Below are 24,666 nucleotides of genomic sequence, written 5' to 3'. Positions count from 1 at the left end.
TATGGCAACACGCTGCGTTAGACTCCTTGCGTGACCTCCCCCTCTGCCGGCCCTCGCCGGAACTCTTCCGGCCTCGGACGCGATATCGAGATCCTCGAGCTGCTCGGCGGCGACGAGGCGCTGCGCTCCGGCGGCCTCGGCGTCTCGCAGGTCGCGCAGCTCACCGGGCGCGACAAAGCTGTCGTGTCGCGTACGCTCGCGACGCTCGCCGAGACCGGACTCGTCGAACGCGACGAGGAGTCGTTGCGCTACCTGCTCGGACCGCGGCTCTACGCGCTGGCCGCGCACACGGCCACGTCCACGCTCGTGCACGCCTCACGCAGCATCCTGCGTCGTCTCGTGCAGTCCACGCGCGAGACGAGCCATCTGTGCGTGCTGCGAGGCGGCAACGTGCTCACGCTGCTGAGCGAGCTGAGCCCGCACGACGTGCGCACGACCGGCTGGGCCGGCACCACCACAGCCGCATGGCGCACGCCGTCCGGCCGTGCACTGCTCAGTGACTGGGACGAGGAGTCCCTCGCACGCTGGTACGACGACCACGGACAGGACCAACCCCTCGTCGGCCGCTTCGACCAGGCCGACCCCTCGGGATTCCCGGTACTCGACTCGCCTCCGCCCGGCAACTCCCCCGTGACGGACCTCGCGAGCCTGCACACCGAACTGGGCCGCATCCGCGAGCAGGGCTACGCGCTGTCGGACGAGGAGCTGGAGTTCGGCGTCGTCGCGGCATCGGCGCCGATCGTGGACTTCACCGGTCGCATCGTCGCCGCGGTGAACGTGAGCGCTCCGAAAGCGCGGATCGGGCATCGCCTCGACGCGCTGGGCGGACTCGTGTCGCGGGCTGCGCGAGAGCTGTCGACGCGCCTCGGAGCGGGGTGATGTCGCCGACGATCCGATGACGGCATCCGTCGACCCGTGGCCCTGAGCGCCGCACCCTGCGATACTCGCCCACACGGGAGAGAGGATCGCGATGGGCGCCGACGATCTCACGAGCGCCACGCCGGCCCCGACGTCGGGATGGCGCAGCGGGTACTGGATCGTGCTCGCTCTCCTCGTCTCCGGTTATGCGCTGTGCGCCGCGCAGGCGGGGCCCGACCCGAGTCCCGCGGCCTTCGTCGTGCAGCTCGTGACGGTCGCGGCCGTGCTCCGCGTGACCGATGTGAGGATGCGGTTCCAACGCGTCTCATGGGTGGTGCTCGCAGTGGCGGGCGTGTCCGCGATCACGGCGACCGCGCTCGGCTCCGGCGGACACGCGCTCGACGTCATCCTGTCGGCGGCATCCATGGTCGCGTTCTTCGTGGCGCCGATCGCCATCATCCGCCACCAGATGATGCGGCGTGGTCTCGACGTCGAGGCGCTCCTCGCCGCCATCGCGGCGTACGTCCTGGTCGGGATGTTCTTCACCTTCGTCTACAACCTCATCGCGCTCTTGACCGTCGATCCGATGTTCGGCGCGGGCGTCGTCGATTCGCTGTCGAGCCAGCTCTTCTTCTCGTTCACCGCCCTCACGACGACCGGATACGGCAACCTCGTGCCCGTCGCCCCTGCGGTGCAGGGCGTGGCGGTCGCGGAGGCGATCACGGGTCAGCTGTTCCTGATCACCGCGGTCGCCAGGATCATCCGCGGGTCCCGCGCACCGATCTGACGCGCCCGTGTGCGCGCCGATGGGCAGTGTCCGACGACGTCATCCGCATCCAGCCAACTCCCAGGTAGGCGTAAGATCGCCCGAGTGCCCCGGTATACCGGCGCACGGATCTAAGGAGCAGCATGAGTACGTCCACAGCGCCCGCGAATCCGCGATCGCGCGTCATCACCGCCAGCCTCGTCGGCACGACGATCGAGTTCTACGACTTCTACGCGTACGCGACCGCGGCGGTCCTCGTCTTCCCCGTCCTCTTCTTCCCGACGGGCAACGACACCACCTCGCTCCTCGCCTCGTTCGCGGTGTTCGGCGCGGCCATGGTCGCGCGCCCGATCGGCGCCGTCGTCTTCGGACACTTCGGCGACCGCTTCGGCCGCAAGGCGACGCTCGTGGCGTCCCTGCTCACGATGGGCATCGCGACCTTCCTGATCGGCCTGCTGCCCACGTTCCAGCAGATCGGATGGGTCGCGGCCCTCCTCCTGCTCATCATGCGCCTGTTCCAGGGCTTCGCCCTCGGTGGCGAGTGGTCGGGCGCCGCGCTCGTCGCGACAGAGAACGCCCCGAAGGGCAAGCGAGCCTGGTACGGCACGTTCCCGCAGCTGGGTGCGCCGCTCGGCTTCATCATCGCCAACTTCCTGTTCCTGGCGATCAACTGGCTGCTGCCGCACGCCGAGAACCCCGCCCTCAAGTCGCAGGCGTTCCTCGACTGGGGCTGGCGGATCCCGTTCCTGTTCTCCGCGGTCATGGTCGTCGTAGGCCTGTGGGTGCGCCTCAAGCTCGTCGAGTCCGACACGTTCACGAAGGCTGAGAAGGTCGGCGCGATCCGCAAGCTGCCGCTCGCCACCGTGTTCCGCCACCACTGGAAGCAGCTCATCCTCGGCACGTTCATCATGCTGGCGACGTACGTGCTGTTCTACCTGATGACGAACTTCACCCTGGCGTACGGCACGAAGCCCGCCTCGCTCGAGACGGCATCCGCCGCCGCGCAGGCCGCCGCCGAGGCCGCAGGCAACGACTTCGACGCCGCCGCCTTCGCCTCGCAGTTCTACCCCGGACTCGGCTTCGGATACACCGACTTCGTGCTCATGCAGATCGTCGGCGTCGTGTTCTTCGGCATCTTCACGCTGCTGTCCGGCCCGATCGCCGACAAGGTCGGCCGCCGCAAGCTCCTGCTCTGGGTCACGGGTCTCATCATCGTGTTCGGCCTCACGTTCAACGCGTTCCTGCTGCCGGCGATGGACCCGAAGTTCACGGGTGCTCTCGCACAGGCGTTCCTCGTGTTCGGGTTCATGCTGATGGGCGCGACGTTCGGTCCGATGGGCGCGCTGCTGCCCGAGCTGTTCCCGACGAACGTGCGCTACACGGGGTCGGCCATCTCGTACAACGTGTCGTCGATCCTCGGCGCGGCTGTCGCTCCGATCATCGCGGTCGCCCTGTGGGAGGCCGGCGACGGCGCCCCGTGGCTCGTGGGCCTGTACCTCTCGGCAATGGGCGTGCTGACGTTCCTGGCGCTGATCTTCTCGCCCGAGACCAAGGACACCGACTACGAAGCCGATCTGGGCGTCGCTGCATCCGCCGAGCTCTGATCCCGCGTCGCCATGAGAACGGCCGCATCCCGCACGGGGTGCGGCCGCTCCCGTTCATCCGCGACCGTGCAGGAACGCCTCGATCGCGGAGATCGTCGCGCCGTTCTCCCGATGCAGGACACCGCGGATGCCGACAGCGGCCGCCCCGTCGATCGCGACCCCGTGGTCGTCGATGAAGAACACGTCCTCGGGTTCGGCGCCGAGGGCCTCCAGCGTGCGCAGATATGCCTGCGGCTCGGGCTTCGCGACGCCGAGCTCGTGGCTGTAGCAGATCGGGTCGAAGATCGACGCGAATCCGAAGCGCCGCTCCTCCTCCTCGCGCGCTCCGTCGGCGGAGTTCGACAGGATCGCCGTCCGCGCCCTGCCGCGCAGCGAGCGCGCATACTCGATCAATTCGTCGTTTCCGGTGCCGCAGTAGGCGTCCCAAAAGTCCGTGCGAACGGCATCCCGTTGCGCGTCGTCGAGATCGAGAGCCGCGGCGAGTCCCGCCCAGAATGCTGGCTCGGTGCCGGCCGTGAGGTCGATGCGCGGGAGGTCAGCCGCGGCGACGCGGGCGTCGACAGCATCGCGGGTCAGCCCTGACGCCGCGCGCACGCGCTCCCACCACTGCTCCTGCCAGGTGTCGTCGTCGACGACCTCCAGCACGCCGCCGATATCGAACAGGATCCAGGGATTCTCCGGCATCCGCACACCCTATGCGAACCGACGGTGAGGATGCCCCTCCTCGCGGCCCGCCCCGCGCATCCTCACAGCCGGAGATCGCACGATCCGAAGGAGAGATTCGCTCGATCACTCCTGCGGATCGTGAGATCTCCTGCGTTCGGAGAGACGCATCCGTCAACAAGTGTTGACATCCACGACTCCGTCAACGAATATTGACGCAGGAGGTACCTCATGACCGTGAAGACAGCCCACGCACTCGACGACAGCGGCGAGCCGATCGCCGAACTGCACCGGCTCGCCGCGCTCCGCACCGAGATCGCGCGCATCGAGGAGACGCAGGTGCGCCGCGCACGCAACCTCGGATACTCCTGGCAGGCCATCGCGGGCGCGCTCGGCGTGAGCAAGCAGGCCGCCCACCGCCGTTTCGGGCGCCGCTGACGCCTCCGGCGCGTACAGCCCCCGCATAGAAACCGACCGAACACGAAGTACGGTCGGAGTAACCCTTTTCAGAACGAGGTCCCGCATGTCCAGCACGGCGACGTCACGCCGACGCGGACGGGGCGCACCGCAGGACGGTCCGCGCGCCACCTTCCGCCAGCTCCTCCCCTTCCTCTTCGAGCACAAGCGCACGCTGATCGTCGTCGCGGTGCTCAGCGTGTTCGGCGCTGCAACGTCGCTCGCGCAACCGCTGCTGGTCGGCCAGGTCATCGAGGCGGTGCAGTCGGACCGCGGTCTCGGCATCCTGGTGTGGCTCCTGATCGCGTTCGTGATCGTGTCGTCGGTCATCTCGGGCTACCAGCACTACCTCCTGCAGCGCACGGGCACCGCGGTCGTCTACTCGAGCCGCCGCAAGCTCATCGCCCGCATCCTGCACCTCCCGGTCAGCGAGTTCGACGCCCGCCGCACCGGCGACCTCGTCTCCCGCGTGGGCACCGACACGACGCTCCTCTACGCCGTGCTCACGCAGGGACTCGCGGATGCCGTCGGCAGCGCCATCCTGTTCCTCGGCGCACTGATCGCGATGCTCGTGATCGACCCCGTGCTGCTCCTGCTGATCGTGCTGGTGATCGGCGCCTCGGTCGCGGTCGTGACGGTGCTCAGCGGACGCATCCGCACCGCGTCGACCGCGCAGCAGGAGAAGGTGGGCGAACTCGCCTCCGGCGTCGAGCGCGCGGTCGGCTCGATCCGCACGGTGCGGGCCTCGGGAGCGACGGAACGCGAGACCGAGGCCGTGTCGACGCTCGCATCGGACGCCTACGGCATCGGCGTGCGGATCGCGAAGATCTCGTCGCTCGTCGTGCCGATCGCCGGCGTGGCCCTGCAGCTGTCTCTTCTCGTGGTGCTCGGCGTCGGCGGATTCCGCGTCGCGGCGGGCGACCTCACGATCGCCTCGCTCATCACCTTCATCATGTTCCTGTTCATGCTCGTGATGCCGCTTGCGACGACGTTCGGCGCGATCACCTCCGTGAACCAGGCTCTCGGCGCGCTCGGTCGAATCCAGGAGATCCTGAACCTCCCGACCGAGACGCAGGAGGATGCCGCGACCGCCGCATCACTCCCCCGCGACGATGCCGACCCCGATGGCCCGGCGATCGAGTTCCGCGACGTGCGCTTCCGGTACCCGGAGAACGTGGTCGCAGCGCGCGCGGCCGCCGAGCGCGAGGCGCGGACGCTGCTCGCCGACGCACACCTGGATCAGGCCGAGGAGACCGCGCCGGAGTCCGACCGCGAGGTGCTGCGCGGTGTCTCCTTCGCGGTCCCGCGCGGCGCCCGCGTGGCACTCGTGGGTCCCAGCGGCGCGGGCAAGAGCACGATCCTCGCGCTCGTCGAGCGCTTCTACGACCCGACCGGCGGATCGATCCGCCTGTACGGTCACGATGCCCGCACGTACCCGCGCGACGAGCTGCGCGCGCAGTTCGGCTACGTCGAGCAGGACGCACCGACCCTCGCCGGAACCCTCGCCGACAACCTGCGCCTCGCATCCCCCGACGCCTCCGACGAAGCGTGCGAGCAGGTGCTGCGGGCCGTGAACCTCGGTGACGTGCTGGGGCGCAGCCCGCTCGGACTCCAGGCCCCCGTCGGCGAGGACGGCGTGATGCTCTCGGGTGGCGAGCGCCAGCGCCTCGCGATCGCCCGCGCCCTGCTGACCGACGCGCCGATCCTGCTGCTCGACGAGTCGACGTCGTCGCTCGACGGTGTGAACGAGCAGCGCATGCGCGAGGCCATCGACGCCGTGTCGACCGATCGCACGCTCGTCGTGATCGCCCACCGCCTGTCGACCGTGGTCGACAGCGACCTCATCGTCGTGCTGCAGGAGGGCGTGGTCGTGGGCCGAGGGACGCACGCCGAGCTCGTGGAGTCCACGCCGCTGTATCGCGACCTCGCCCGGCACCAGCTGCTGGCATAGCGGGCACACCAACGCGAAGGCGGGATGCCGGAGACCACTCAGCCATGGGTTCGTCTCTGACTTCCCGCCTTCGCGGGTCTGGGGGCTCCCCCGCCCTCGCGGGCGGGAGCTGTAGGACGCCGGCTCCCCCGAACCGGCGCCCGGTCTCTCACGCCTTGTCGAGGCGGTAGCGCAGCGACGACAGCTCGGCGCGCAGTGCGGCCGGAACCTTGTCGCCGAACGTGTCGTAGAACGCCTCGGTGAGGTCGGCTTCGGTCTTCCACGCGTCGGCGTCGACCGAGAAGAGCTCCTCGAGGTCGGCCTCGGGCACGTCGATGCCGTCGAGGTTGAGGTCGGACACGATCGGCAGGCGGCCGATCGGACTGTCGACCGTCGACACCTCGCCGGTGATGCGGCGGATGATCCAGTCGACGACCCGCGAGTTGTCGCCGAATCCGGGCCACAGGAACCGACCGTCGCTGCCGCGGCGGAACCAATTGACCTGGAAGATGCGCGGTGCCCGGTCGAAGCGCAGACCACGACCCACCTTCAGCCAGTGCCCGAAGTAGTCGGCCATGTTGTAGCCGCAGAACGGGAGCATCGCGAAGGGATCGCGGCGCAGCTCGCCGACGGTGCCCTCGGCGGCGGCGGTGCGCTCGGACGAGATGTTCGAGCCGAGGAACACGCCGTGCGTCCAGTCGGTCGCCTCGACCACGAGCGGCACGTTGCTGGCACGGCGTCCGCCGAACAGGATGACGTCGAGCGGCACCGCCTCCTCCCAGTCCTCGGAGATCTGCGGGCACTGCGCTGCCGACACCGTGAAGCGCGAGTTCGGGTGCGCGGCGGGGCGTCCGGAGTCGGGCGTCCACGGGTTGCCCTCCCAGTCGATGAGCTCGGCCGGCGCGTTGTCGGTCAGGCCCTCCCACCACACGTCACCGTCAGGACGCAGAGCCACGTTCGTGAAGATCGTGTTGCCCCAGAGCGTCTCGACCGCCGTGACGTTGGTCGACTCGCCGGTGCCGGGCGCGACGCCGAAGAACCCGGCCTCGGGGTTGATCGCCCACAGGCGGCCGTCTTCTCCGGGGCGGATCCACGCGATGTCGTCGCCGAGCGTCTCGACGCGCCAGCCCGGGATGGTCGGGCGCAGCATCGCGAGGTTCGTCTTGCCGCAGGCCGAGGGGAACGCGGCCGCGACGTGGAACGCACGGCCCGTCGGGTCGATCACGCGGATGAGCAGCATGTGCTCGGCGAGCCACCCCTCGTCACGGGCGATCACCGAGGCGATGCGCAGTGCGAAGCACTTCTTGGCGAGGATCGCGTTGCCGCCGTACCCCGACCCGAAGGAGTAGACCTCGAGCGTCTCGGGGAAGTGCACGATGTACTTGTCGTCGTTGCACGGCCATTCGACGTCGGCCTCGCCCTCGGCGAGAGGGGCGCCGACCGAGTGCACCGTCTTGACCCACGGGGCGCCGTCGGCGATCTGACGGGTCACGGCGTCGCCGACACGCGTCATGATGCCGATCGACGCGACCGCGTAGGCGCTGTCGGTGACCTGGACGCCGATATGCGAGAGCGGACCGCCGACGGGGCCCATCGAGAACGGCACGACGAACATCGTGCGTCCGCGCATCGACCCCTCGAAGATCTCGGTCATCTTCTCGCGCATCTGCGAAGGGGCCGCCCAGTTGTTCGTGGGGCCGGCATCCTCCTCGCGCTCCGAGGCGATGAACGTGCGCCCCTCCGTGCGGGCGACGTCGCTGGGGTGCGAGCGGGCGAGGTACGAACCGGGGCGCCACTCGGGGTTGAGTTTGATGAGCTTGCCCTCGTCGACGAGGCCGCGCAGCAGCCAGTCGTTCTCGGCGCGCGAGCCGTCGACCCAGTGGATGCGGTCGGGCTGCGTGAGCGCGGCGATCTCGTCGACCCAGGAGGCGAGCTCCGCCATGTCGGGGGTGTCATAGGTCGGAGCCGTCCCGAAGGTGCGCACGGGTGCGACGGATGCGGCACGAGGGGTGAAGACTTCGGCGATCGCCATGACATCTGCTCCTTGGAAGTAGGGGGCGTTGCACCTATCTTCTTCCGCTTTCTCCGTCACTTTTCGCCGATTCGAGCGATAAGAAATGAGATTCTTTCGCTAGGATCAAGGAATGGCTCCCTCCGGCATCCATCTCACGACTCTCGGTCACCGCATCAGGCATCACCGCCTCGCGAACGGCCACACGCTCGACGAACTCGGCGCCCTGGTCGGCGTGGCCGGCTCGCAGCTCAGCCTGATCGAGAACGGCAAGCGAGAGCCCAAGCTCTCGCTGCTGCAGGCGATCGCGCTGGCGACCGGCACCGAGGTCACCGATCTCATCTCCGGTGAGCCTCCGAACCGGCGTGCCGCCCTCGAGATCGAGCTGGAACGCGCGCAGGAGAGCCCGGTGTTCCGCCAGCTCGGCGTCGCGCCCGTGCGCGTCACGAAGGGTATGAGCGACGAGACCATAGAGTCGGTGCTCGGCCTGCACCGCGAACTGCAGCGCCGCGAGCGCGAGGCGATCGCCACCCCCGAGGAGGCGCGCCGCGCCAACACCGAGCTGCGCCTGCGCATGCGTGCGCAGCACAACTACCTCGGCGACATCGACAAGCTCGCCGAGAAACAGCTCCGCTCGGCAGGACACGTGCAGGGCGCGCTCACGCACCGCACCGTGAGCATCATGGCCGAGAAGCTCGGATTCGAGCTCATCTACGTCAACGACCTGCCGCACTCGACGCGCTCGGTCACCGACCTCGAGAACGGGCGGATCTACCTGCCGCCGGCCTCTATCCCCGGCGGCCACGGCCTGCGCTCGATGGCGCTGCAGGCCATGGCGCACCGTCTGCTCGGCCACACCCCGCCCACCGATTACGCCGACTTCCTGCAGCAGCGCCTCGAGATCAACTACTTCGCGGCGTCGTGCCTGATGCCCGAGACCGCGGCCGTCGCCTTCCTGCAGCAGGCGAAGAAGGACCGCAACCTCGCCGTCGAGGACTTCCGCGACGCGTTCGGCGTCACCCACGAGGCCGCAGGCATGCGCATGACCAACCTCATGACGCAGCATCTCGGGATGTCGCTGCACTTCCTGCGGGTCGACGCGACCGGCGCGATCACCCGCGTGTACGAGAACGACGACCTGCCCCTTCCGATGGACGTCACGGGAGCGGTCGAGGGCCAGCGGGTGTGCCGCAAGTTCCAGGCGCGGAGCGCCTTCACGCAGCAGAACCGCACGACCGAGCACCACCAGTACACCGACACGCCCTCGGGCACGTTCTGGTGCTCCACGCAGACCGGGTCGTCGACCGACGGCGAGTTCTCCGTCACGGTCGGGGTGCCCTTCGACGACGCCCGGTGGTGGCGGGGCCGCGAGACCGCAGACCGCGCGGTGTCGACCTGCCCCGACGAGTCGTGCTGCCGCCGCCCCCCGGCCGACATCGCCGAACGCTGGACCGGCAAGGCGTGGCCGAGCGCGCGGGTGCACACCACGATGTTCTCGCCGCTCCCCCGCGGCGCGTTCCCCGGCGTCGACGACAACGAGGTCTACTCGTTCCTCGGCCGTCACGCGAGCGAATGACAGACATCGCGCCGCAGCCGTCGCACCATCGAGCACGCGCGCACTCGTTCCTCGGCCGTCACGCGAGCGAATAGTCGACGCTCAGTCCTCCAGGAACCGCGAGAAGCGCGCGAGCGCCTCGCGCACCGCATCCATGTCCACGTCCTCGAACAGCTCAGGCTCTGAGCCGAGCGCCGCCGCGCTGTGCGTCCAGCATCCGACCACCCGCCCGTCGGCCACGAGCGTCGCACGGACCATGCCGTTCTTGCCGGGGCCGACGGCCGCGAGATCCTCGGGAGCGCAGACGCCCGTGCGATCGGCGTACGAGATGTAGTACTCGTCGAAGGCCGCGAGCGCGTGGACGGATGCCGCAGCGGTCGCGCGCCGCGGACGACGCACGGCTGTGAAGACGCCCTCGTCGACCTCGACGACTCTGCCTGAGGCGCGCTCCCGTGCCTCCCGGGAGAGTCCGAGGGTCAGCCCCGACCACCAGGCGAAATCCGCGACCGTCGCGGGGCCGTGCCCGTCGATGTAGCGCACGAAGAGCTCGGCGAGCGGGTCGGCGGGATGCTCGTGCTCGCGGATGTGCTGCTCGACGAGCACGAAGCGCTGCTCGCGGGCGATCCCCTCACGACGCACGACGGGTCCCTGGCACACGAGCCCCCGCAGCGTGAGTTCGCTGAGTAGATGGATGCCGCGCTGCCCTGTGGGGTCGATGCCCGCGCCCTGGAACCCCGCGAACATCTCGGCACGGGTGAGTCCGCCGTCGCGCAGCCGTGGCACGACGGCCTCGCGCGCCGCGGCGAGCATGTGCTCGTCGATCCCGAGGTCGCGGCGACGCCCTGCGGCCTGCTGACGCTGCCGCTCCCCCGTCACCGACAGCACCCAGCCCAGATCCCGCGCCCGGATCGTGTGCAGCGTGCCCCGCATGGTCCAGGCGCGCACGAGGTCGCCGCGGTCGAACGCTCGGTCGACCGTGCGGATCGCCGGCTCACCGCGGGTGCGCGATGCGAGCACCCATCGTCCGGCCGTGAAGTCCTGGCTCTGCACCGCGAGCATGTGGGCCGCGGCATCCGTCACCGTGGCCGCCGGCGCCGAGAGGCGATGCGAACGGGGGCGCTCCGACAGCAGGGTCGCGGTCTTCATGCCCCCATCATGCCCGCTGTGTCGGACAGACGGTCGCGAGCTACCCCTGCAGAGTCACCTCGCGGCGTTCCGGCAGCACGACCGGGTGCGACCCGGCCATGACCTCGAGCACGCGGATGACCTGGCACGAGTAGCCGTACTCGTTGTCGTACCAGACGTACAGCACGACGTCGCGGTCGTTCGCGATGGTCGCGAGGCCGTCGACGATGCCGGCGCGGTGCGAGCCGACGAAGTCCGTCGAGACCACCTCGGGGCTCTCGACGTAGTCGATCTGCTGTCGCAGCCGCGAGTGCAGCGACACGCGCCGCAGGTAGTCGTTCAGCTCGTCCTTGACCGCGGGGCGGTCGAGCGTGAGGTGCAGCACCGCGAGCGACACGTCGGGCGTGGGCACGCGGATCGCCGAGCCGGTGAGCTTGCCCTCGAGCTCGGGCAGCGCACGGGCCACGGCCTTCGCCGCACCCGTCTCGGTGATGACCATGTTGAGCACGGCCGAGCGGCCTCGACGGTCTCCGCTGTGGAAATTGTCGATGAGGTTCTGGTCGTTCGTGAACGAGTGCACGGTCTCGACGTGTCCGCGCACGATGCCGTACGCCTCGTCGACGGCCTTGAGCACGGGGGTGATCGCATTGGTCGTGCACGACGCCGCGGTGACGATGCGGTCGTCGGGCGTGATCGTGCGGTCGTTGATGCCGTGCACGATGTTCTTCAGCGCGCCCTTGCCGGGAGCCGTGAGCAGCACGCGCGCGACGCCCGTCGACTCGAGGTGCCGGCTGAGCCCGGCCTCGTCGCGCCAGCGCCCGGTGTTGTCGACGACGATCGCGTCGTGGATCCCGTACGCGGTGTAGTCGATGGATGCCGGGTCGTCTGAGTAGATCACCTGGATGCGGGTGCCGTTCGCGATGATCTGCTCGGCCTCCTCGTCGACCGTGACGGAACCGGCGAAGCGTCCGTGCACGGAGTCGCGCAGCAGCAGCGATGCCCGCTTGACGAGGTCGTTCGCCGATCCTCGGCGCACGACGATGGCGCGAAGACGCAGCCCGCTGCCTCCCCCGGTGTGCGCGATGAGGATGCGGGCGAGCAGCCGGCCGATACGACCGAAGCCGTACAGCACGACGTCGGTCGGCGCCGCCGCGACCGCGCCGACGGCCGGTGCGAGAGCCTCGGCGAGGTAGTCGTCGAGGGCGGCGTCGGAGTCGGCATGCCCCTCGACCAGACGTGCGACGTCGAGCGACGAGGCGCCGGGTGCGAGCGCGTGCACGGCCTCGATCACGGCGAGCGTGTCGTCGAGGGCGAGTTCGCCGTGCCCGAGCTGCGCGACGCGGTCGTGCATCTCGACGATCCCCGTGGCCGAGAGTCCGACCAGCCGATGGCCGTGCAACGACGTCACCACGTCGCGGTCGCGCTTGAGGGAACCGATCAGCGGGATCATCCGCTCGGCGAGCTCCTCACGGGAGGTCCAGTCGTCGGAGGATGCCGTGGGTGCGGTGGGTGCGGTCATCTGCGTCCTTGCATGTGCGAGCGCGCCGAGGTCGCCGGCGCGCGAGATTGCCGGGTGAGCTTCGGGGGATGCACCCAGGGTACGGGTCGCGGAGCGGTGCGCGGAAATCGCGCCCGTGCGCCTGTCCCGAAAGGCATCTCGTTCACCTGCCGGACAGGGAATCCTGTCAGCATCCCTCGGGTTCTCCTGCTCGTCCCCTGTCACGTTCTTCGAAAGGCTCCCGATGACCGACCGCCGTCCGTCGGCCTGGCCGCCCCTGCTCCTCGCGATCGCCCTCGAGGTCGGGGCGACGCTCTCGCTCCGCGCCGCCGAGGGGTTCACCCACCCGCTGTGGCTGATCGCGGTCGTCGTCGGCTACACCTCGTCGCTGCTGCTGCTCTCGGTCGTGCTCGATCGCGGGATGCCGGTGGGCGTGGCCTACGGCATCTGGTCGGCGATAGGGGTCGTGCTGACCGCGGTGCTCGGCACGGTGCTGTTCGGCGAGCTGCTGGGTGCCGTGCAGATCGTCGGCATCGGCGTGATCGTGGTGGGGGTGCTGCTCGTCGAGCTCGGATCGCACGCCCGGGCGCACAGCGACAGCGGGGTTGCTGCGGAGACCGCGTCGTGACCTGGGTGCTGCTCGTGCTCGCGATCGCGAGCGAGGTCACGGCGACGCTGAGTCTGCGAGCCTCCGAGGGCCTGCGTCGACGACGGTGGATCCCGGTGATCGTCGTGGGGTATGTGCTCGCGTTCAGCCTGCTCGGGGCGCTTCTCGCGATGGGGATGCCGGTCGGCGTCGCCTACGGGGTGTGGGCGGCCGCGGGCGTCGCGATCACCGCGGTGCTGGGACGCGTGATCTTCAAGGACCACTTCTCGGTAGTGATGGCGATCGGGGTGGCTCTGATCGCGATCGGCGTCGTGCTGATCGAGCTCGGCGGGGCGCACTGACCCGCGTGCGCGCCGTTCAGGTCGCGAGGCACAGCACGGCGACGCCGGCGGCCATGGCCCAGGATTCGACCGCGAGGAGCCGTGCGGCTCGTCGGTCGGTCGGCGCGGGCAGGACGCGGTCGGCGACCACCGTCCACAGCACCACGCCGATCACGCCCACCACGCCCAACACAGACAGCACGCCGGAGAGACCGGATCCGTGGTGCTCGACCGGCTCCGCGAGCGGGCCGGTCGCGAGTCCCTCCCACAGGCAGATCGCGAGCACGACCGAGACCGCGGCCCGGTGCACGCACATCGGCGCCGCCGCGGTGCCGCGCACTCCGATCGCGCCGATCATCGCCGAGAGCATCAGGACGACGCCCAGCGTGACGCGCACGAGGGTGTGATCGCCGACGAGGGCGGTGACGACGAGCGCGACCAGGCGGACGACCGCCATCTGCCGCGCCTGCCACGGGGCCGACGATCCGGCCGCGAGGCATGCGGCTCCCGCCACGACCCCGGCGATCGCCAGGAGCCACGGCGCGGCGGGCAGCAGGTGATCCACTCCGGCATCCTATGGTCGCCACGGCCCGGCATGCCGGACGTCAGTCGCGGGAGTCGCTCCCCAGCGCGACGATCGCGACGCGCAGGATGCCGTCGGCCTCACGCAACGCGGTCGCGGCGGCCTCGGCATCGGCGCCGGTCGTGATCATCAGGATCGCGAGCTTCACGGAGCCGCCGGCCTCGGCGAGCGCCGATGCCGCGTCGGCGACCGAGCATCCGGTGATCTCGACGACCGTGCGCACGGATCGGGCGTGCAGCTTCTCGTTCGTCGCGAGCAGGTCGACCATCACGCCGTGGTACGTCTTGCCGAGCTTGATCATCGAGAGGGTCGTGAGCATGTTCACGACGAGCTTCTGCGCCGTGCCGGACTTGAGGCGCGTCGACCCGGAGATGAACTCGGGACCGGTGACGACCTCGATCGCGATGTCGGCGACCGCACCGATCTCGGACTCCGCGTTGGAGGCGATCGCGACGGTGAGCGCTCCCGCGCTGCGGGCGAAGGACAGTCCGCCGACCACGTAGGGCGTGCGCCCGGAGGCCGAGATGCCCACGACCGTGTCGTCGGCGGTGAGCGCGAGGTCGCGCAGCGACGCTCCGGCGGCATCCTCGTCGTCTTCCGCGTTCTCCACGGCCGCGCGGATGGCGGTCTCGCCGCCCGCGATCAGCCCGACCACCATCGACGGGTCGGTGCCGAAGGTCGGCGGGCATTCGCTCGCGTCGAGCACGCCGATGCGTCCGGCGGTGCCGGCGCCGATGTAGATCAGGCGGCCGCCGCGTCGGAACCGCGCCGTGATGCCGTCGACCGCCGTCGAGATCTCGGAGGCGCGCTCGGCGACGGCCTCGGCGACCCGCTGGTCTCCCGCGTTCATACGCCGGACGAGCTCGTCGGTGCCGAGCAGATCGAGGTCGCCGCGCTCCGTGGTCGAGGCTTCGGTGCCGAGCGACGAGAGCACCTCAAGCAGGTCGTTCAGACGGTCGTCATCGTGCGGCACGGGAGAGCCTTTCGGGGAGGAGATCAGCAGAGAACGGTCGCGTCGATCGTCGTCATCCCGCACGGTGCACGAACCTCTCATGGGGAAGATCGACGCGGTCGGCGATCATGAGCGCACCTTCGAGAGCGTCGCCGAGGGGCGCGACCGGGGTGCGCCCGGCGGCGCGGAGCGCGCTCTCGAGGCGCTCCCGGAACCAGTCGTGTGCGGTGAGTCCTCCGTGGAGAGCGACGTCGCGAGAGCGCGTCGACGCCGCGGTCGCCGAGGCGACGAGCAGGCGCACGGCGTCATCCGCGATCTCGGCGGCTCGCGGATCCCCGCCGGCCGCGGCATCGAGCACGAGAGGCGCGAGCGAGGCGAGGCGACGCGCGAGGGCGTCACCGGAGGCGAGCCAGCGCTGAACGTCGTCGACCGAGCCGACCGGCTCGCGTAGGGCGTCGGTGAGAGATGTATGCGGGCCGAGGCCGACCGCGGCGCGCAGCACCGCGCGCAGCGCCTCGCGGCCGAACCAGGAGCCGCCGCCGAAGTCGCCGAGCTCCGGACCCCAGCCGTCGACGAGGCGGATGCCGTCGCCGTCGACGCCCAGGGCGGCCGCACCGGTGCCGGCGATGAGCAGTACGCCCTCTCCCCCGTGCAGTGCGCCGACGTGTGCGGACACGACGTCGGAGGTCACGGCGGCGGGGGCGGAGAGCGTGTCGCGGAGCCGCGAGGCGAGGGCGTCCGCCGCCTCCGGAGCGGCCCACGCGCCCGCGGCGCCGACCGAGATGCTGCGACTCGCACCGTCGACGCTCGCGGTGTCCTGGACCACGGCGAGGATGGCGGCGAGCGCGGCGTCGACGCCTCCGGCTGCCGCGAGACCCGGTGCACCGCTGCCGTCGGTGATGGTGCGCGCGCCGCGGCCGACGTCCAGCATCCGACATCGGGTCTTGCCGAGGTCGACGGCGAGGACACGGTGAACGGAGGTCATAAAAATAGTCTACGCACGATCATCCTTGTGTGAAAGAATTCTTCATATCACGAACGGAGCCCGAGCCGATGAGCATCCAGACCACGATCGCGAGCGCCGCCGAGACGCTGCCGCCCTCGCTCGGCAGGATCGCCCGTGTGGTCGCCGACGAACCGCGCGTCGTGATCGACAGCACGATCACCGAGCTCGCCGCGCAGTGCGACACCTCCGTCGCGTCCGTGATCCGCTTCTGCCGCGCGATCGGCGTGAACGGCTACGCCGCACTGCGCATGACGCTGGCCGCCGAGCTGGGGCGGGAATCGGCGCAGTTCCATGCCTCAACGGGATTCGGGTCGGAGATCTCGCCCGACGACACGCTGCGCGAAGCGAGCGCGAAGGTCGCCGCCCTCGAGCTCCTCGCGATCGAGGAGACCATCGGCGGCATCGATGACGAGACCCTCGACACCGTCGTCGCGGCGCTCGACGCCGCTCCCCGCATCCTGCTGTTCGGAATCGGAGCGAGCGGACTGGTCGCCGCCGATCTCGCGCAGAAGCTCCTGCGCATCGGCCGCACCGCCGTCGTCCTGGGCGACGCGCACGTCGCGAGCGCCGTGGCCTCGCTCGGCGGAACCGGCATGGTCGCGCTCGGCATCTCGCAGTCGGGCACGACCGTCGAGACCCTGCGCTTCATCGAAGCCGCACGGGACGCCGGGAGCACGACGATAGCGATCACCGGCGCGTCGGACTCCGCGCTCGCAGACGCAGCCGACCACGCTCTCCTGACACGAGCGCGCGAACCCCGCCTCCGCGCCGGCGCCATGGTGAGCCGCATCGCCCAGCTCGCCCTCGTCGACTGCCTGTTCGTCGGCGTCGCACGGCGACGTCACGCCGACGCGGTCGACGCGTTGGAACGCACCGCCGCGGCCGCCCGCACGCTCCGCGTCGATTGATCCGCCTAGGCGACGACCCGCTGCTCGCCCGCCGGGCGCCGCACGACGCCCACCGAGCCCGCGGTGCGCAGGAACACGATGATCCAGCTGAAGATCAGCACCGCGGCGATGAGCTCGACCGCCGTGAGGTTGTAGTACCCGACCGCGAAGAACGCCGCGAGCAGCACGATGACGAGCACGTACGCCCACCCGAACGCGACGAACACTCGAGGGATGCTGCGCAGGAACCAGGGCAGACCCACGACCACCACGGCGAACACCACCGCCATCCCGGTCGCGACGGTGTTGTGCACCAGGAAGAACTCGTCGACGGGGAAGACGCCGACGCAGGCGAGGAAGATCCCCAGGAGGATGAGGCCGCCGCGCACGATGAAGCGTCCGCGCCGATCGACGGGGTCGTCGACAGGCAGCCCGGCTGTCGCATATCGCGAGATCGTGGTGACCATGACGCCCGCGATGATGAGCGTGACGTTGAAGGCGAGAGACGAGCTGTTGCTGCTCATGCCGAGAGCTGAGAGGTTGTCGCGCCACCAGTGCACGTCGCTGGAGGCGAGCATGCTCGCGAAGGCGCCGACGACCAGGAACACCGCGAGCACGAGCGACAGCACCATGGGCGTCAGCGCGACCGCGCTCAGGAACGACACGTACGCGGTGAGGGCGAAGGCCACCGCGATCAGCACAGCGCCGGGGAACGGGAAGACGGGGGCATCGGTGAAGCTGCGCTCCAGCAGCTCGGCGATGCCGAGCCACCCCAGATACGCGATCGCGGCGTGGGCGAAGGCGATCGCGGCGAGGTCGTACCAGCGCAGCCGATCGCCGGGCACCGCGAACCCGTCGCGGACGCCGCGCGCATCCGGCTCGGCGGGGCGCACCACGAGACGCCCGATCGCGAACGCGAGTGCTGCGGTGATCGCGCCGCCGATCGCCGCGAAGGCGCCGATCGAACCGGTGCCGCTGATCGGCAGTTCCCGACCCCAGAACGACGGCCAGCCGATCGCGAAGCCGATCACGAGGAACACGGCGCCGACGATGAGAGCCGTCGCCTCGAACACGGCGTCCGCGGTGTCGGGGCCGCGCAGCTGACGCAGCACACCGACAATCCTGTCACCGATCCACCGCATGGCATCCCCTTTCACGGGTGCGTTCGTGGACATCCTAGAAGGAGGCGAGCGCCCCTGACGGATGCGCGAACCGCGGCAGTACCCTGGTCGGGTGACTCAGACGATCTCCGCCCGCGCACTCCTGCTCGACATGGACGGCACTCTCGTCGACTCGACCGCCGTGGTCGAGAGACTGTGGCTCTCGTGGGCCGAGCCCCACGGCCTCGATCCCGCCACCGTGCTGGGTGTCATCCACGGCAGGCAGGGCCATCAGAGCATGGCGATCATGCTCCCCGAACGCGATCACTCGATCAACCTGGTCGAGAACGAGAAGATGCTGGCGACCGAGGCGAGCGACGTCGACGGGGTCGTGGAGATACGTGGGGCGGGAGTGTTCCTCGACGCGCTCACCGAACTTCCGCACGCGATCGTCACCTCGGCGAACGTCCCCCTTCTGCACGCCCGGATGGGCGAGGCCGGCCTCCGGGTGCCGCAGCTCGCGGTCACCGCGGAGAGCGTCTCGGCATCGAAGCCCGACCCCGAGGGATTCCTGCTGGGCGCGGCGCTGCTCGGCGTCGACCCCGCCGACTGCGTCGTCTTCGAGGACTCCGGCGCTGGGATCCAGGCGGCGCACGCCGCGGGGATGCGCGTGGTCGGCGTCGGATCGCACGCGCGGACGCTCTCGCCGGAGTACCACGTCGACGACCTCACGCAGGTCACGGTCGCGCGTGGCGCGGGCGGGATCGAGCTCGGCATCGGCTGATACTCCGGAGTACCGAAACTCCAGGTCACAGGACTCTTCTGAAGCCCACTCCCGACGGTTGGAATGTCGGTGGTGGGTGGTTGAGTGAGGGCATGCCAGCCCTGCACGATGCGACCACGGAGCAGATCGGCGCGCTCGCCGCGGTGACCGAGATGCTCGTCGAGGTCGAGCGCACACTCGGGTCCGTGCAGGCGGCGCGAGACGGTCTCCTGGCACTCGGGGCGAGGATCGCGGTCGACATCGCGCGTGCCGCGGACGATCGCGACGGCGGCGACATGGCGACGCGCGCCGTCGCCGCCGAGTTCGGCGCCGCACTGCGCGCGAGCGACCGCACGATGCAGCGGCGCATGGCCGACGCCGACCTCCTGGTGACCCTGTTCCCGCGGATCTGGCAGGCACAGGGCGCGGGCATCCTGAGCGCCGCGCACGCGCGAGCGATCGTCGATGCGGGGCTGCACATCCGCGATGACGCCGACCGCGACGCCTACGCCGGCGAGATGATCGACGCGTCTCGCGTGGAGTCGCCTAACCGTGTGGCACGCCTCGCTCGACGAACGGCTGAGCGCTTCCAGCGACGCACGATCGACGAGCGCCATCGTGAAGCAGGGCAGGAGCGCGCGATCTGGGTGAAAGACCGCGCCGACGGCATGTCTGAGCTCGGCCTGCTGGGCCCCTCGGTACTGGTGCACGGGGCGTTCCAGCGGATCACGGCCATGGCGAAGACGGTGCTCACCGAGACTGCGACCGCGGGCGATGTCTCGGGCGACGACTCCGCCTCTCCCGACGAGCATCGCAGTCCGGCCCTCCACAACACCGCGCCCGACGACGAGCGAACGCTGGCGCAGGTCCGCTGCGACGTCATGCTCGATCTGATGCTCTCCGGTGCGCCGCTCGGGCACGACTCCCCCGACGGCATGCTCGCCCGCATCGGCGGATCCGTCTCAGTGACGGTGCCCGCGCTGACACTGATGGGCGCGAGCACGGTTCCGGCTGAGATCGACGGCCACACGCCGATCGACACCGCGACGGCGAAACGTCTGGCCGGGGCCGCCTCCGGATGGGATCGCGTGCTGACCCACCCCGTGACCGGGGCCCTGTTGGCGGTCGATCGGTACCGCCCATCCGCCGAGATGCGAAGGCACCTCCTGGCGCGGGATCAACGATGCCGATTCCCCACCTGCGGGCAACGCGCTCGTGACAACGACCTCGACCACTCGCACGACCACGCACTCGGCGGCGCCACGAGCGTCGACAACCTCGCGGTGCTCTGCCGACGGCATCATTCACTCAAGCACCACACTCCGTGGCACGTGAGGCACCGAGGCGGCGGGGTGCTGGCCTGGACGAGTCCCGCGGGGCACACATACATCGACGCACCACCACCGCCGAACACAGTCACGACGCGCGACCCCGTGCCCCCGCCGTTCTGATGTGCCCCGCGGTCGCGCGCGCCCACCCGCGTCCACACGTGTTCGCACCCGCCCGCCTGCGCCCACCTGCGCGCACCTGCGCCCACCTGCGCGCGCCTGTGCCGGCCTGTGCCCGCCTGTGCCCGCCTGTGCTCACTGCGCTCAGACGAGTGCGAGATCCTCGAAGATCAGCGTGGTGCGAGTCGAGCGGATCGCCTGGATCGCCTGGATGTCCTCGAGCACGATGCGTCGCAGATCTCGCGCATCGTTCGCGCGCACGAGCAGGATCACATCGAAGTCACCTCCGACCAGAGCCATGTGCTCGATCTCCGGAATGGCCCGCAGCCGCGCGCTGACGTCCTGCCAGGTCGCCTGTTCGATCGCCAGCGTGACGTACGCGCTCGCATGATGGCCGAGCAGCACCGGATCGGTCCGTACCGTGTATCCGGTGATGACCCCGGCATCCGTCATCCGCTTGATCCGCGCGTGCGCGCCGGCTCGGGACACGTGCACCGCCTCCGCGATCGCCGTCATCGACGAGCGCGCATCGCGACGCAACTCGTCGAGGATCGCGCGATCGATGTCGTCCAGCGTGATCATGACACCCCTTCGTCCCGTCCCGGAATTCTGACACTTCGTCGCATGCACGTGCAACATCGGAGCATTCATCCATGAATGAGCGCTTCCCCTTGGACGATTGCGCGCAGGGAGTCATGCTGTCCTCATCGGGTTCGGCAAGGAGGGCGGACGGATGCAGCACCAGGAGATGCTCCCGCGAGACACCGCGGTGCAGTTGATCGATCAGCACGGCGACGAGGTCTCCGACGAGCACTACCGCCTCCCCGACACGGAGACACTGCTGGCCGCATACCGCGGACTCGTCGAAGGCCGCCGCATCAACGACCAGGCCAGCGCCCTCGTCCGCCAGGGACGACTCGCCGTCTACCCGTCATCGCACGGCCAGGAAGCCTGCCAGATCGGGGTCGCGCTCGCTCTCGGCGACGACGATTGGCTGTTCCCCACCTACCGCGACTCGGTCGCCGTGATCGCGCGCGGGGTGGATCCCGCCGAGGCGATGGTGCTCCTGAAGGGCGACTGGCACTCCGGATACGACGTGCACGCGAACCGCGTCGCACCACAGGCCACCCCTCTCGCCACCCAGCTCCTGCACGCGGTCGGATTCGCGCACGCGGCCCGCCGGCGCGGCGAAGACACGGTCGTCGTCGCGCTGTGCGGCGACGGCGCGACCAGCGAGGGCGACTTCCATGAGGCGATGAACTTCGCCGCCGTCTTCCACGTCCCCGTCGTGTTCTTCGTGCAGAACAACGAGTTCGCGATCTCGGTGCCCCTCAGCCGCCAGACCGCGGCGCCCTCACTCGCGCACAAGGCCATCGGATACGGGATGCCCGGTCAGCGCGTCGACGGCAACGACGTCGCCGCCGTGCTCGCCGTGCTCGGCGAGGCCGTCGACCGCGCGCGATCGGGCGGAGGCCCGACCCTCATCGAAGCGCACACCTATCGGATGCAGGCGCACACGAACGCCGACGACGACACCCGCTACCGCGAACGCGACGAGGTGCGCGCGTGGGTCGACCGAGACCCGCTCACCCGACTGCGCGCCCACCTCGCCCGCACCGGTGCCCTCACGGCGTCGGTCGAGGAGGACGCCGCCGCGCAGGCCGAGAGCATCGCCGCCTCGATGCGCGCCGCGTTGAACACCGACGCCGAGCTCGACCCCGAAGACCTCTTCCGCCATGTCACCAGCATCCGCTCACCGCAGCTGCAGGAGCAGTGGCAACTGCTGCGCGACGAGATCGAGCGCGAGACGGCACAGCCGAGCGACACCACCCACGAGACCGCCGGAGGAGTCCGATGACCATCGCCCACGACGACATCCGCGTCGACGCCACGACACCCTCCGTGCAGACCATGAGCATGGCGGCCGCACTCAATCTCGCCCTCGCCGACGCGATCGCCGCAGATCCGGAGGTGGCGGTGTTCGGAGAGGACGTCGGGGCGCTCGGCGGAGTCTTCCGCATCACCGACGGGCTGACCGCCCGCTTCGGGGAAGACCGCTGCTTCGACACCCCGCTCGCCGAATCGGGGATCGTCGGGATGGCCGTCGGCATGGCCATGAACGGCATGCGCCCGGTGGTCGAGCTGCAGTTCGACGCGTTCGCGCTCCCGGCGTTCGAGCAGATCGTGAGTCACGTCGCGAAGCTCGGCAACCGCACCCGGGGCGGCGTGCGACTGCCGCTCGTCATCCGCATCCCCTTCGGCGGCGGCATCGGCGGCGTCGAGCACCACTGCGACTCCTCCGAGGCGTACTACGCGCACACCCCCGGGCTCACGGTCGTCAGCCCCTCGACGCCTCAGGACGCCTACTCGCTGCTGCGTGCCGCGATCTCGTCACCCGACCCCGTGATCTTCCTCGAGCCCAAGAAGCTCTACTGGGGCAAGGGCGAGGTCGACACGAGCGTGACCGTCGACATCGGCGCCGCGGGCATCGCCCGCGAGGGCTCCGACGTCACCCTCCTCGCGTACGGCGCCTCCGTGCCGCTCGCGCTCGAGGCCGCCGAGACCGCCGCGGCCGAGGGGCGAAGCGTGCAGGTCGTCGACATCCGCTCGATCTCGCCGTTCGACGACGCGACCGTGACGGCCGCCGTCCGGTCGACGGGACGCGCGGTCGTGATCGCCGAAGCTCCGGGATTCGCGAGCGTCGCTTCGGAGATCCAGGCGCGCGTGTTCGAGCGGTGCTTCGAGTACCTGGAGGCACCGGTGCGTCGCGTGACCGGATTCGACACGCCCTACGCCCCGCCGAAGCTCGAGCACTGGTATCTGCCCGACGTCGACCGCGTCCTCGACGCGATCGACACGCTGCACTGGGAGCACGGCGCATGACCGCGCTCACCGCCCGGGTGTTCCGGCTGCCGGATCTCGGCGAAGGTCTCACCGAAGCGGGACTCGTGCAATGGCTGGTGGCGGTGGGAGACACGATCGCCACGGATCAACCGATCGCCGAGGTCGAGACGGCGAAGAGCATCGTCGAGCTCCCGTCGCCGTACGCGGGAGTCGTCACGGCATTGCACGGCGCCCCCGGAGACACGATCGACGTCGGCGCTCCGGTGCTCGAAGTCTCGGAAGCTGCGGGCACGGCGGGAGGGGGGATCACCGCGGATGCTGCGGATGCTGCGAATGATCCCGACGCTGCGAAGCCTGTGGATGCGGTCGGCACCGCGGATGCCGGCACGGTCGAGCACGAGGCCTACCGGGCGGAGGAGCGCGCGGGGTCCGGCAACGTGCTGATCGGATACGGCACCAGCGCGCGCACCGGTTCAGGCCGGCGACGCCCGCCGCGGAACGTCGCGCGCACGGAGCAGACCCGTGCGGAACTGACCCCGGCGGAGCCGAGCCAGGCGGAGCAGAACCCGGCGGGGCCTGGCCCGGCGGAGCCGAGTCAGGCGGATCACACCCCGGCGGTGCCGGGCTCGGCGGAGCCGAGCCCGGCGGAGCAGAGCAGCGCCGCCGCTGCGCAGCCGGCTGCGCGGCCCATCGCGGTGCGATCCCCTCTCGTGCGCCGCCTGGCTCGCGACCTGGGTCTCGACGTGCGCACGATCACGCCCACCGGCCACGACGGCGCGATCACCCGAGCAGACGTCATCGCGGCGGCGGTCGACAGCGCGGTCGACGGGGTCCGCACGCACTCGGACGAGGTCGGGGCCAGAACGGGTGGCGACGCGCCCGGCGCCGACGCCCGTATGACCACCACCGACACGACCACCCCCGACACCACCGGCACCATCGACAAGAGCGACGCCGCGACGATCGACGGACTGGCCGTCCGATCGCGCGAGAGACTGTCGCCGTTGCGCAAGGCGGTGAGCGCGAAACTGTCGCGCAGCCGTTCCGAGATCCCCGAGGCGACCGTGTGGGTCGACGTCGACGCCACCGAGCTGTGGGAGCTCCGTCGCCGCATGGCGCCGCCCGAGGGGCGCGCGCCGTCGATCACCGCGCTGGTGGCTCGATTCGTGCTGATCGCGCTGTCCGAGCATCCGGTGCTGGCGTCACGCCTCAGCGATGACGCGACCGAGCTCGTGTCGTTCGACGGGGTCAACCTGGGCGTCGCCGTGGACACCGACCGCGGCCTCCTGGTACCCGTGATGCCCCATGCCGACGCGCTCAGCGTCGACGCGCTCGATGCAGGGCTGCGTGAGCTGTCGACCACCGCGCGCAGCGGCTCGATGCCCCCGGAGCGCCTCCGCGGCTCGACCTTCACACTCAACAACTACGGCGGACTGGGAGTCGACGGCTCGGCAGCCATCATCAACCACCCTGACGTCGCGATCCTCGGCATCGGTCGCATGATCGAGCGCCCCTGGGTGGTCGACGGCGAGATCGTCGCGCGCCGCATCGCGCAGTTGTCGCTCGTGTTCGATCACCGCGTATGCGACGGCGGCTACGCAGCGAGCTTCCTGAAGCGCGTGACCGACCTGATCGAGCATCCGCTGCGCGCCTTCGGACGCATCTGACCGGAGACCTCTGGGCACGCGAC

General features: G+C 70.1%; 23 protein-coding genes. 14 read left to right on the top strand and 9 right to left on the bottom strand.

Annotated elements, in window-relative coordinates; translation table 11 throughout:
• Positions 1-30 precede the first annotated feature (30 nt).
• The 3 genes from ACIPYT_RS09540 to ACIPYT_RS09530 all read left to right on the top strand — a co-directional run bounded on the left by ACIPYT_RS09540 (position 31) and on the right by ACIPYT_RS09530 (position 3,228).
• Positions 31-879 (top strand): IclR family transcriptional regulator, encoded by an 849-nt coding sequence (locus ACIPYT_RS09540; RefSeq protein ID WP_401072956.1) that lies wholly within the window; start codon positions 31-33, stop codon positions 877-879.
• Between the two features lie 91 nt (positions 880-970).
• On the top strand, positions 971-1,645 hold the full coding sequence (locus ACIPYT_RS09535; protein ID WP_401072954.1) for an ion channel: 675 nt from the start codon (positions 971-973) through the stop codon (positions 1,643-1,645).
• Positions 1,646-1,767: 122 nt separating this feature from the next.
• On the top strand, positions 1,768-3,228 hold the full coding sequence (locus tag ACIPYT_RS09530) for an MFS transporter (protein WP_401072952.1): 1,461 nt from the start codon (positions 1,768-1,770) through the stop codon (positions 3,226-3,228).
• A gap of 54 nt (positions 3,229-3,282) precedes the next feature.
• On the opposite strand, the gene ACIPYT_RS09525 is transcribed toward ACIPYT_RS09530, so the two are convergent.
• Positions 3,283-3,912, bottom strand: coding sequence for an HAD family hydrolase (locus ACIPYT_RS09525; RefSeq protein ID WP_401072950.1), 630 nt, complete (start codon positions 3,910-3,912; stop codon positions 3,283-3,285).
• 210 nt (positions 3,913-4,122) lie between these two features.
• On the opposite strand from ACIPYT_RS09525, the gene ACIPYT_RS09520 reads away from it, so the two are divergent.
• Positions 4,123-4,329 (top strand): AsnC family protein, encoded by a 207-nt coding sequence (locus ACIPYT_RS09520; protein WP_401072948.1) that lies wholly within the window; start codon positions 4,123-4,125, stop codon positions 4,327-4,329.
• An 85-nt stretch (positions 4,330-4,414) separates the two neighbouring features.
• A complete protein-coding gene (locus ACIPYT_RS09515; protein ID WP_401072946.1) occupies positions 4,415-6,298 on the top strand; it encodes an ABC transporter ATP-binding protein in 1,884 nt (627 codons plus the stop codon).
• 148 nt (positions 6,299-6,446) lie between these two features.
• Here the strand turns inward: ACIPYT_RS09515 and ACIPYT_RS09510 are convergent, their stop codons facing one another.
• Positions 6,447-8,309: a phosphoenolpyruvate carboxykinase (GTP) gene (locus tag ACIPYT_RS09510; RefSeq protein WP_401072944.1), complete on the bottom strand. Its 1,863-nt coding sequence runs from the start codon at positions 8,307-8,309 to the stop codon at positions 6,447-6,449.
• Positions 8,310-8,421: 112 nt separating this feature from the next.
• On the opposite strand from ACIPYT_RS09510, the gene ACIPYT_RS09505 reads away from it, so the two are divergent.
• On the top strand, positions 8,422-9,864 hold the full coding sequence (locus tag ACIPYT_RS09505; protein ID WP_401072942.1) for a helix-turn-helix domain-containing protein: 1,443 nt from the start codon (positions 8,422-8,424) through the stop codon (positions 9,862-9,864).
• A gap of 81 nt (positions 9,865-9,945) precedes the next feature.
• Here the strand turns inward: ACIPYT_RS09505 and ACIPYT_RS09500 are convergent, their stop codons facing one another.
• Both ACIPYT_RS09500 and ACIPYT_RS09495 read right to left on the bottom strand, forming a co-directional pair.
• Complete coding sequence (locus ACIPYT_RS09500; RefSeq protein ID WP_401072940.1) at positions 9,946-10,989, bottom strand: winged helix DNA-binding domain-containing protein; 1,044 nt, start codon at positions 10,987-10,989, stop codon at positions 9,946-9,948.
• Between the two features lie 40 nt (positions 10,990-11,029).
• Positions 11,030-12,487: a glyceraldehyde-3-phosphate dehydrogenase gene (locus tag ACIPYT_RS09495; protein WP_401072938.1), complete on the bottom strand. Its 1,458-nt coding sequence runs from the start codon at positions 12,485-12,487 to the stop codon at positions 11,030-11,032.
• Positions 12,488-12,710: 223 nt separating this feature from the next.
• On the opposite strand from ACIPYT_RS09495, the gene ACIPYT_RS09490 reads away from it, so the two are divergent.
• Together ACIPYT_RS09490 and ACIPYT_RS09485 are read left to right on the top strand one after the other, a co-directional pair.
• Entirely contained in the window at positions 12,711-13,094 is a 384-nt protein-coding gene (locus ACIPYT_RS09490; RefSeq protein WP_401072936.1) for a DMT family transporter, read from the top strand.
• Positions 13,091-13,414, top strand: a complete 324-nt coding sequence (locus ACIPYT_RS09485) for a DMT family transporter (RefSeq protein ID WP_401072934.1) — start codon at positions 13,091-13,093, stop codon at positions 13,412-13,414. Before ACIPYT_RS09490 ends, ACIPYT_RS09485 begins: the two co-directional genes overlap by 4 nt.
• Before the next feature lie 16 nt (positions 13,415-13,430).
• On the opposite strand, the gene ACIPYT_RS09480 is transcribed toward ACIPYT_RS09485, so the two are convergent.
• Genes ACIPYT_RS09480 through ACIPYT_RS09470 form a run of 3 tightly spaced genes read right to left on the bottom strand, consistent with a single transcriptional unit; the run spans position 13,431 to position 15,913 of the window.
• Positions 13,431-13,958, bottom strand: a complete 528-nt coding sequence (locus ACIPYT_RS09480) for a hypothetical protein (protein ID WP_401072932.1) — start codon at positions 13,956-13,958, stop codon at positions 13,431-13,433.
• Between the two features lie 40 nt (positions 13,959-13,998).
• Complete coding sequence (gene murQ / locus ACIPYT_RS09475; protein ID WP_401072930.1) at positions 13,999-14,949, bottom strand: N-acetylmuramic acid 6-phosphate etherase; 951 nt, start codon at positions 14,947-14,949, stop codon at positions 13,999-14,001.
• A 52-nt stretch (positions 14,950-15,001) separates the two neighbouring features.
• Positions 15,002-15,913 carry an N-acetylglucosamine kinase gene (locus ACIPYT_RS09470; protein ID WP_401072928.1) on the bottom strand — a complete coding sequence of 304 codons (912 nt, stop codon included), beginning with the start codon at positions 15,911-15,913 and terminating at the stop codon, positions 15,002-15,004.
• Positions 15,914-15,981: 68 nt separating this feature from the next.
• Here ACIPYT_RS09470 and ACIPYT_RS09465 point away from each other — a divergent pair, with 68 nt between their 5' ends.
• Positions 15,982-16,842: a MurR/RpiR family transcriptional regulator gene (locus tag ACIPYT_RS09465; protein ID WP_401072926.1), complete on the top strand. Its 861-nt coding sequence runs from the start codon at positions 15,982-15,984 to the stop codon at positions 16,840-16,842.
• A 5-nt stretch (positions 16,843-16,847) separates the two neighbouring features.
• Here the strand turns inward: ACIPYT_RS09465 and ACIPYT_RS09460 are convergent, their stop codons facing one another.
• A complete protein-coding gene (locus ACIPYT_RS09460) occupies positions 16,848-17,963 on the bottom strand; it encodes a DUF998 domain-containing protein (RefSeq protein WP_401072924.1) in 1,116 nt (371 codons plus the stop codon).
• 91 nt (positions 17,964-18,054) lie between these two features.
• Between ACIPYT_RS09460 and ACIPYT_RS09455 the strand changes: the two genes are divergently transcribed.
• Both ACIPYT_RS09455 and ACIPYT_RS09450 read left to right on the top strand, forming a co-directional pair.
• Positions 18,055-18,705, top strand: coding sequence for an HAD-IA family hydrolase (locus ACIPYT_RS09455; protein ID WP_401072922.1), 651 nt, complete (start codon positions 18,055-18,057; stop codon positions 18,703-18,705).
• Between the two features lie 92 nt (positions 18,706-18,797).
• Positions 18,798-20,135 carry a DUF222 domain-containing protein gene (locus ACIPYT_RS09450; protein WP_401072920.1) on the top strand — a complete coding sequence of 446 codons (1,338 nt, stop codon included), beginning with the start codon at positions 18,798-18,800 and terminating at the stop codon, positions 20,133-20,135.
• Positions 20,136-20,276: 141 nt separating this feature from the next.
• Here the strand turns inward: ACIPYT_RS09450 and ACIPYT_RS09445 are convergent, their stop codons facing one another.
• Positions 20,277-20,714 carry an Lrp/AsnC family transcriptional regulator gene (locus ACIPYT_RS09445; protein WP_401072918.1) on the bottom strand — a complete coding sequence of 146 codons (438 nt, stop codon included), beginning with the start codon at positions 20,712-20,714 and terminating at the stop codon, positions 20,277-20,279.
• Between the two features lie 151 nt (positions 20,715-20,865).
• Between ACIPYT_RS09445 and pdhA the strand changes: the two genes are divergently transcribed.
• From pdhA to ACIPYT_RS09430, 3 genes are read left to right on the top strand one after another with little or no spacing between them, the layout of a single operon-like run.
• Positions 20,866-21,990, top strand: a complete 1,125-nt coding sequence (pdhA, locus tag ACIPYT_RS09440) for a pyruvate dehydrogenase (acetyl-transferring) E1 component subunit alpha (protein ID WP_401072916.1) — start codon at positions 20,866-20,868, stop codon at positions 21,988-21,990.
• Positions 21,987-23,015 carry an alpha-ketoacid dehydrogenase subunit beta gene (locus tag ACIPYT_RS09435; RefSeq protein WP_401072914.1) on the top strand — a complete coding sequence of 343 codons (1,029 nt, stop codon included), beginning with the start codon at positions 21,987-21,989 and terminating at the stop codon, positions 23,013-23,015. Before pdhA ends, ACIPYT_RS09435 begins: the two co-directional genes overlap by 4 nt.
• Positions 23,012-24,643, top strand: a complete 1,632-nt coding sequence (locus ACIPYT_RS09430; protein ID WP_401072912.1) for a dihydrolipoamide acetyltransferase family protein — start codon at positions 23,012-23,014, stop codon at positions 24,641-24,643. Before ACIPYT_RS09435 ends, ACIPYT_RS09430 begins: the two co-directional genes overlap by 4 nt.
• The last annotated feature ends 23 nt before the right edge of the window (positions 24,644-24,666 follow it).

This window comes from Microbacterium sp. NPDC089695 (genome assembly GCF_044749085.1).
Classification (GTDB): domain Bacteria; phylum Actinomycetota; class Actinomycetes; order Actinomycetales; family Microbacteriaceae; genus Microbacterium.
Note: the sequence above shows the minus strand (reverse complement) of the source record. Positions and strands in the feature narration are given on the sequence as shown.

What these genes read in the sequence shown, in the direction of transcription:
- ACIPYT_RS09535 (WP_401072954.1), top strand. Translation starts at nt 971, where the DNA reads ATGGGCGCCGACGATCTCACGAGCGCCACGCCGGCCCCGACGTCGGGA.
- ACIPYT_RS09530 (WP_401072952.1), top strand. Translation starts at nt 1,768, where the DNA reads ATGAGTACGTCCACAGCGCCCGCGAATCCGCGATCGCGCGTCATCACC.
- ACIPYT_RS09525 (WP_401072950.1), bottom strand. Translation starts at nt 3,912, where the DNA reads ATGCCGGAGAATCCCTGGATCCTGTTCGATATCGGCGGCGTGCTGGAG.
- ACIPYT_RS09520 (WP_401072948.1), top strand. Translation starts at nt 4,123, where the DNA reads ATGACCGTGAAGACAGCCCACGCACTCGACGACAGCGGCGAGCCGATC.
- ACIPYT_RS09515 (WP_401072946.1), top strand. Translation starts at nt 4,415, where the DNA reads ATGTCCAGCACGGCGACGTCACGCCGACGCGGACGGGGCGCACCGCAG.
- ACIPYT_RS09510 (WP_401072944.1), bottom strand. Translation starts at nt 8,309, where the DNA reads ATGGCGATCGCCGAAGTCTTCACCCCTCGTGCCGCATCCGTCGCACCC.
- ACIPYT_RS09505 (WP_401072942.1), top strand. Translation starts at nt 8,422, where the DNA reads ATGGCTCCCTCCGGCATCCATCTCACGACTCTCGGTCACCGCATCAGG.
- ACIPYT_RS09500 (WP_401072940.1), bottom strand. Translation starts at nt 10,989, where the DNA reads ATGAAGACCGCGACCCTGCTGTCGGAGCGCCCCCGTTCGCATCGCCTC.
- ACIPYT_RS09495 (WP_401072938.1), bottom strand. Translation starts at nt 12,487, where the DNA reads ATGACCGCACCCACCGCACCCACGGCATCCTCCGACGACTGGACCTCC.
- ACIPYT_RS09490 (WP_401072936.1), top strand. Translation starts at nt 12,711, where the DNA reads ATGACCGACCGCCGTCCGTCGGCCTGGCCGCCCCTGCTCCTCGCGATC.
- ACIPYT_RS09470 (WP_401072928.1), bottom strand. Translation starts at nt 15,913, where the DNA reads ATGACCTCCGTTCACCGTGTCCTCGCCGTCGACCTCGGCAAGACCCGA.
- ACIPYT_RS09465 (WP_401072926.1), top strand. Translation starts at nt 15,982, where the DNA reads ATGAGCATCCAGACCACGATCGCGAGCGCCGCCGAGACGCTGCCGCCC.
- ACIPYT_RS09460 (WP_401072924.1), bottom strand. Translation starts at nt 17,963, where the DNA reads ATGCGGTGGATCGGTGACAGGATTGTCGGTGTGCTGCGTCAGCTGCGC.
- ACIPYT_RS09450 (WP_401072920.1), top strand. Translation starts at nt 18,798, where the DNA reads ATGCCAGCCCTGCACGATGCGACCACGGAGCAGATCGGCGCGCTCGCC.
- ACIPYT_RS09445 (WP_401072918.1), bottom strand. Translation starts at nt 20,714, where the DNA reads ATGATCACGCTGGACGACATCGATCGCGCGATCCTCGACGAGTTGCGT.
- pdhA (WP_401072916.1), top strand. Translation starts at nt 20,866, where the DNA reads ATGCAGCACCAGGAGATGCTCCCGCGAGACACCGCGGTGCAGTTGATC.
- ACIPYT_RS09435 (WP_401072914.1), top strand. Translation starts at nt 21,987, where the DNA reads ATGACCATCGCCCACGACGACATCCGCGTCGACGCCACGACACCCTCC.
- ACIPYT_RS09430 (WP_401072912.1), top strand. Translation starts at nt 23,012, where the DNA reads ATGACCGCGCTCACCGCCCGGGTGTTCCGGCTGCCGGATCTCGGCGAA.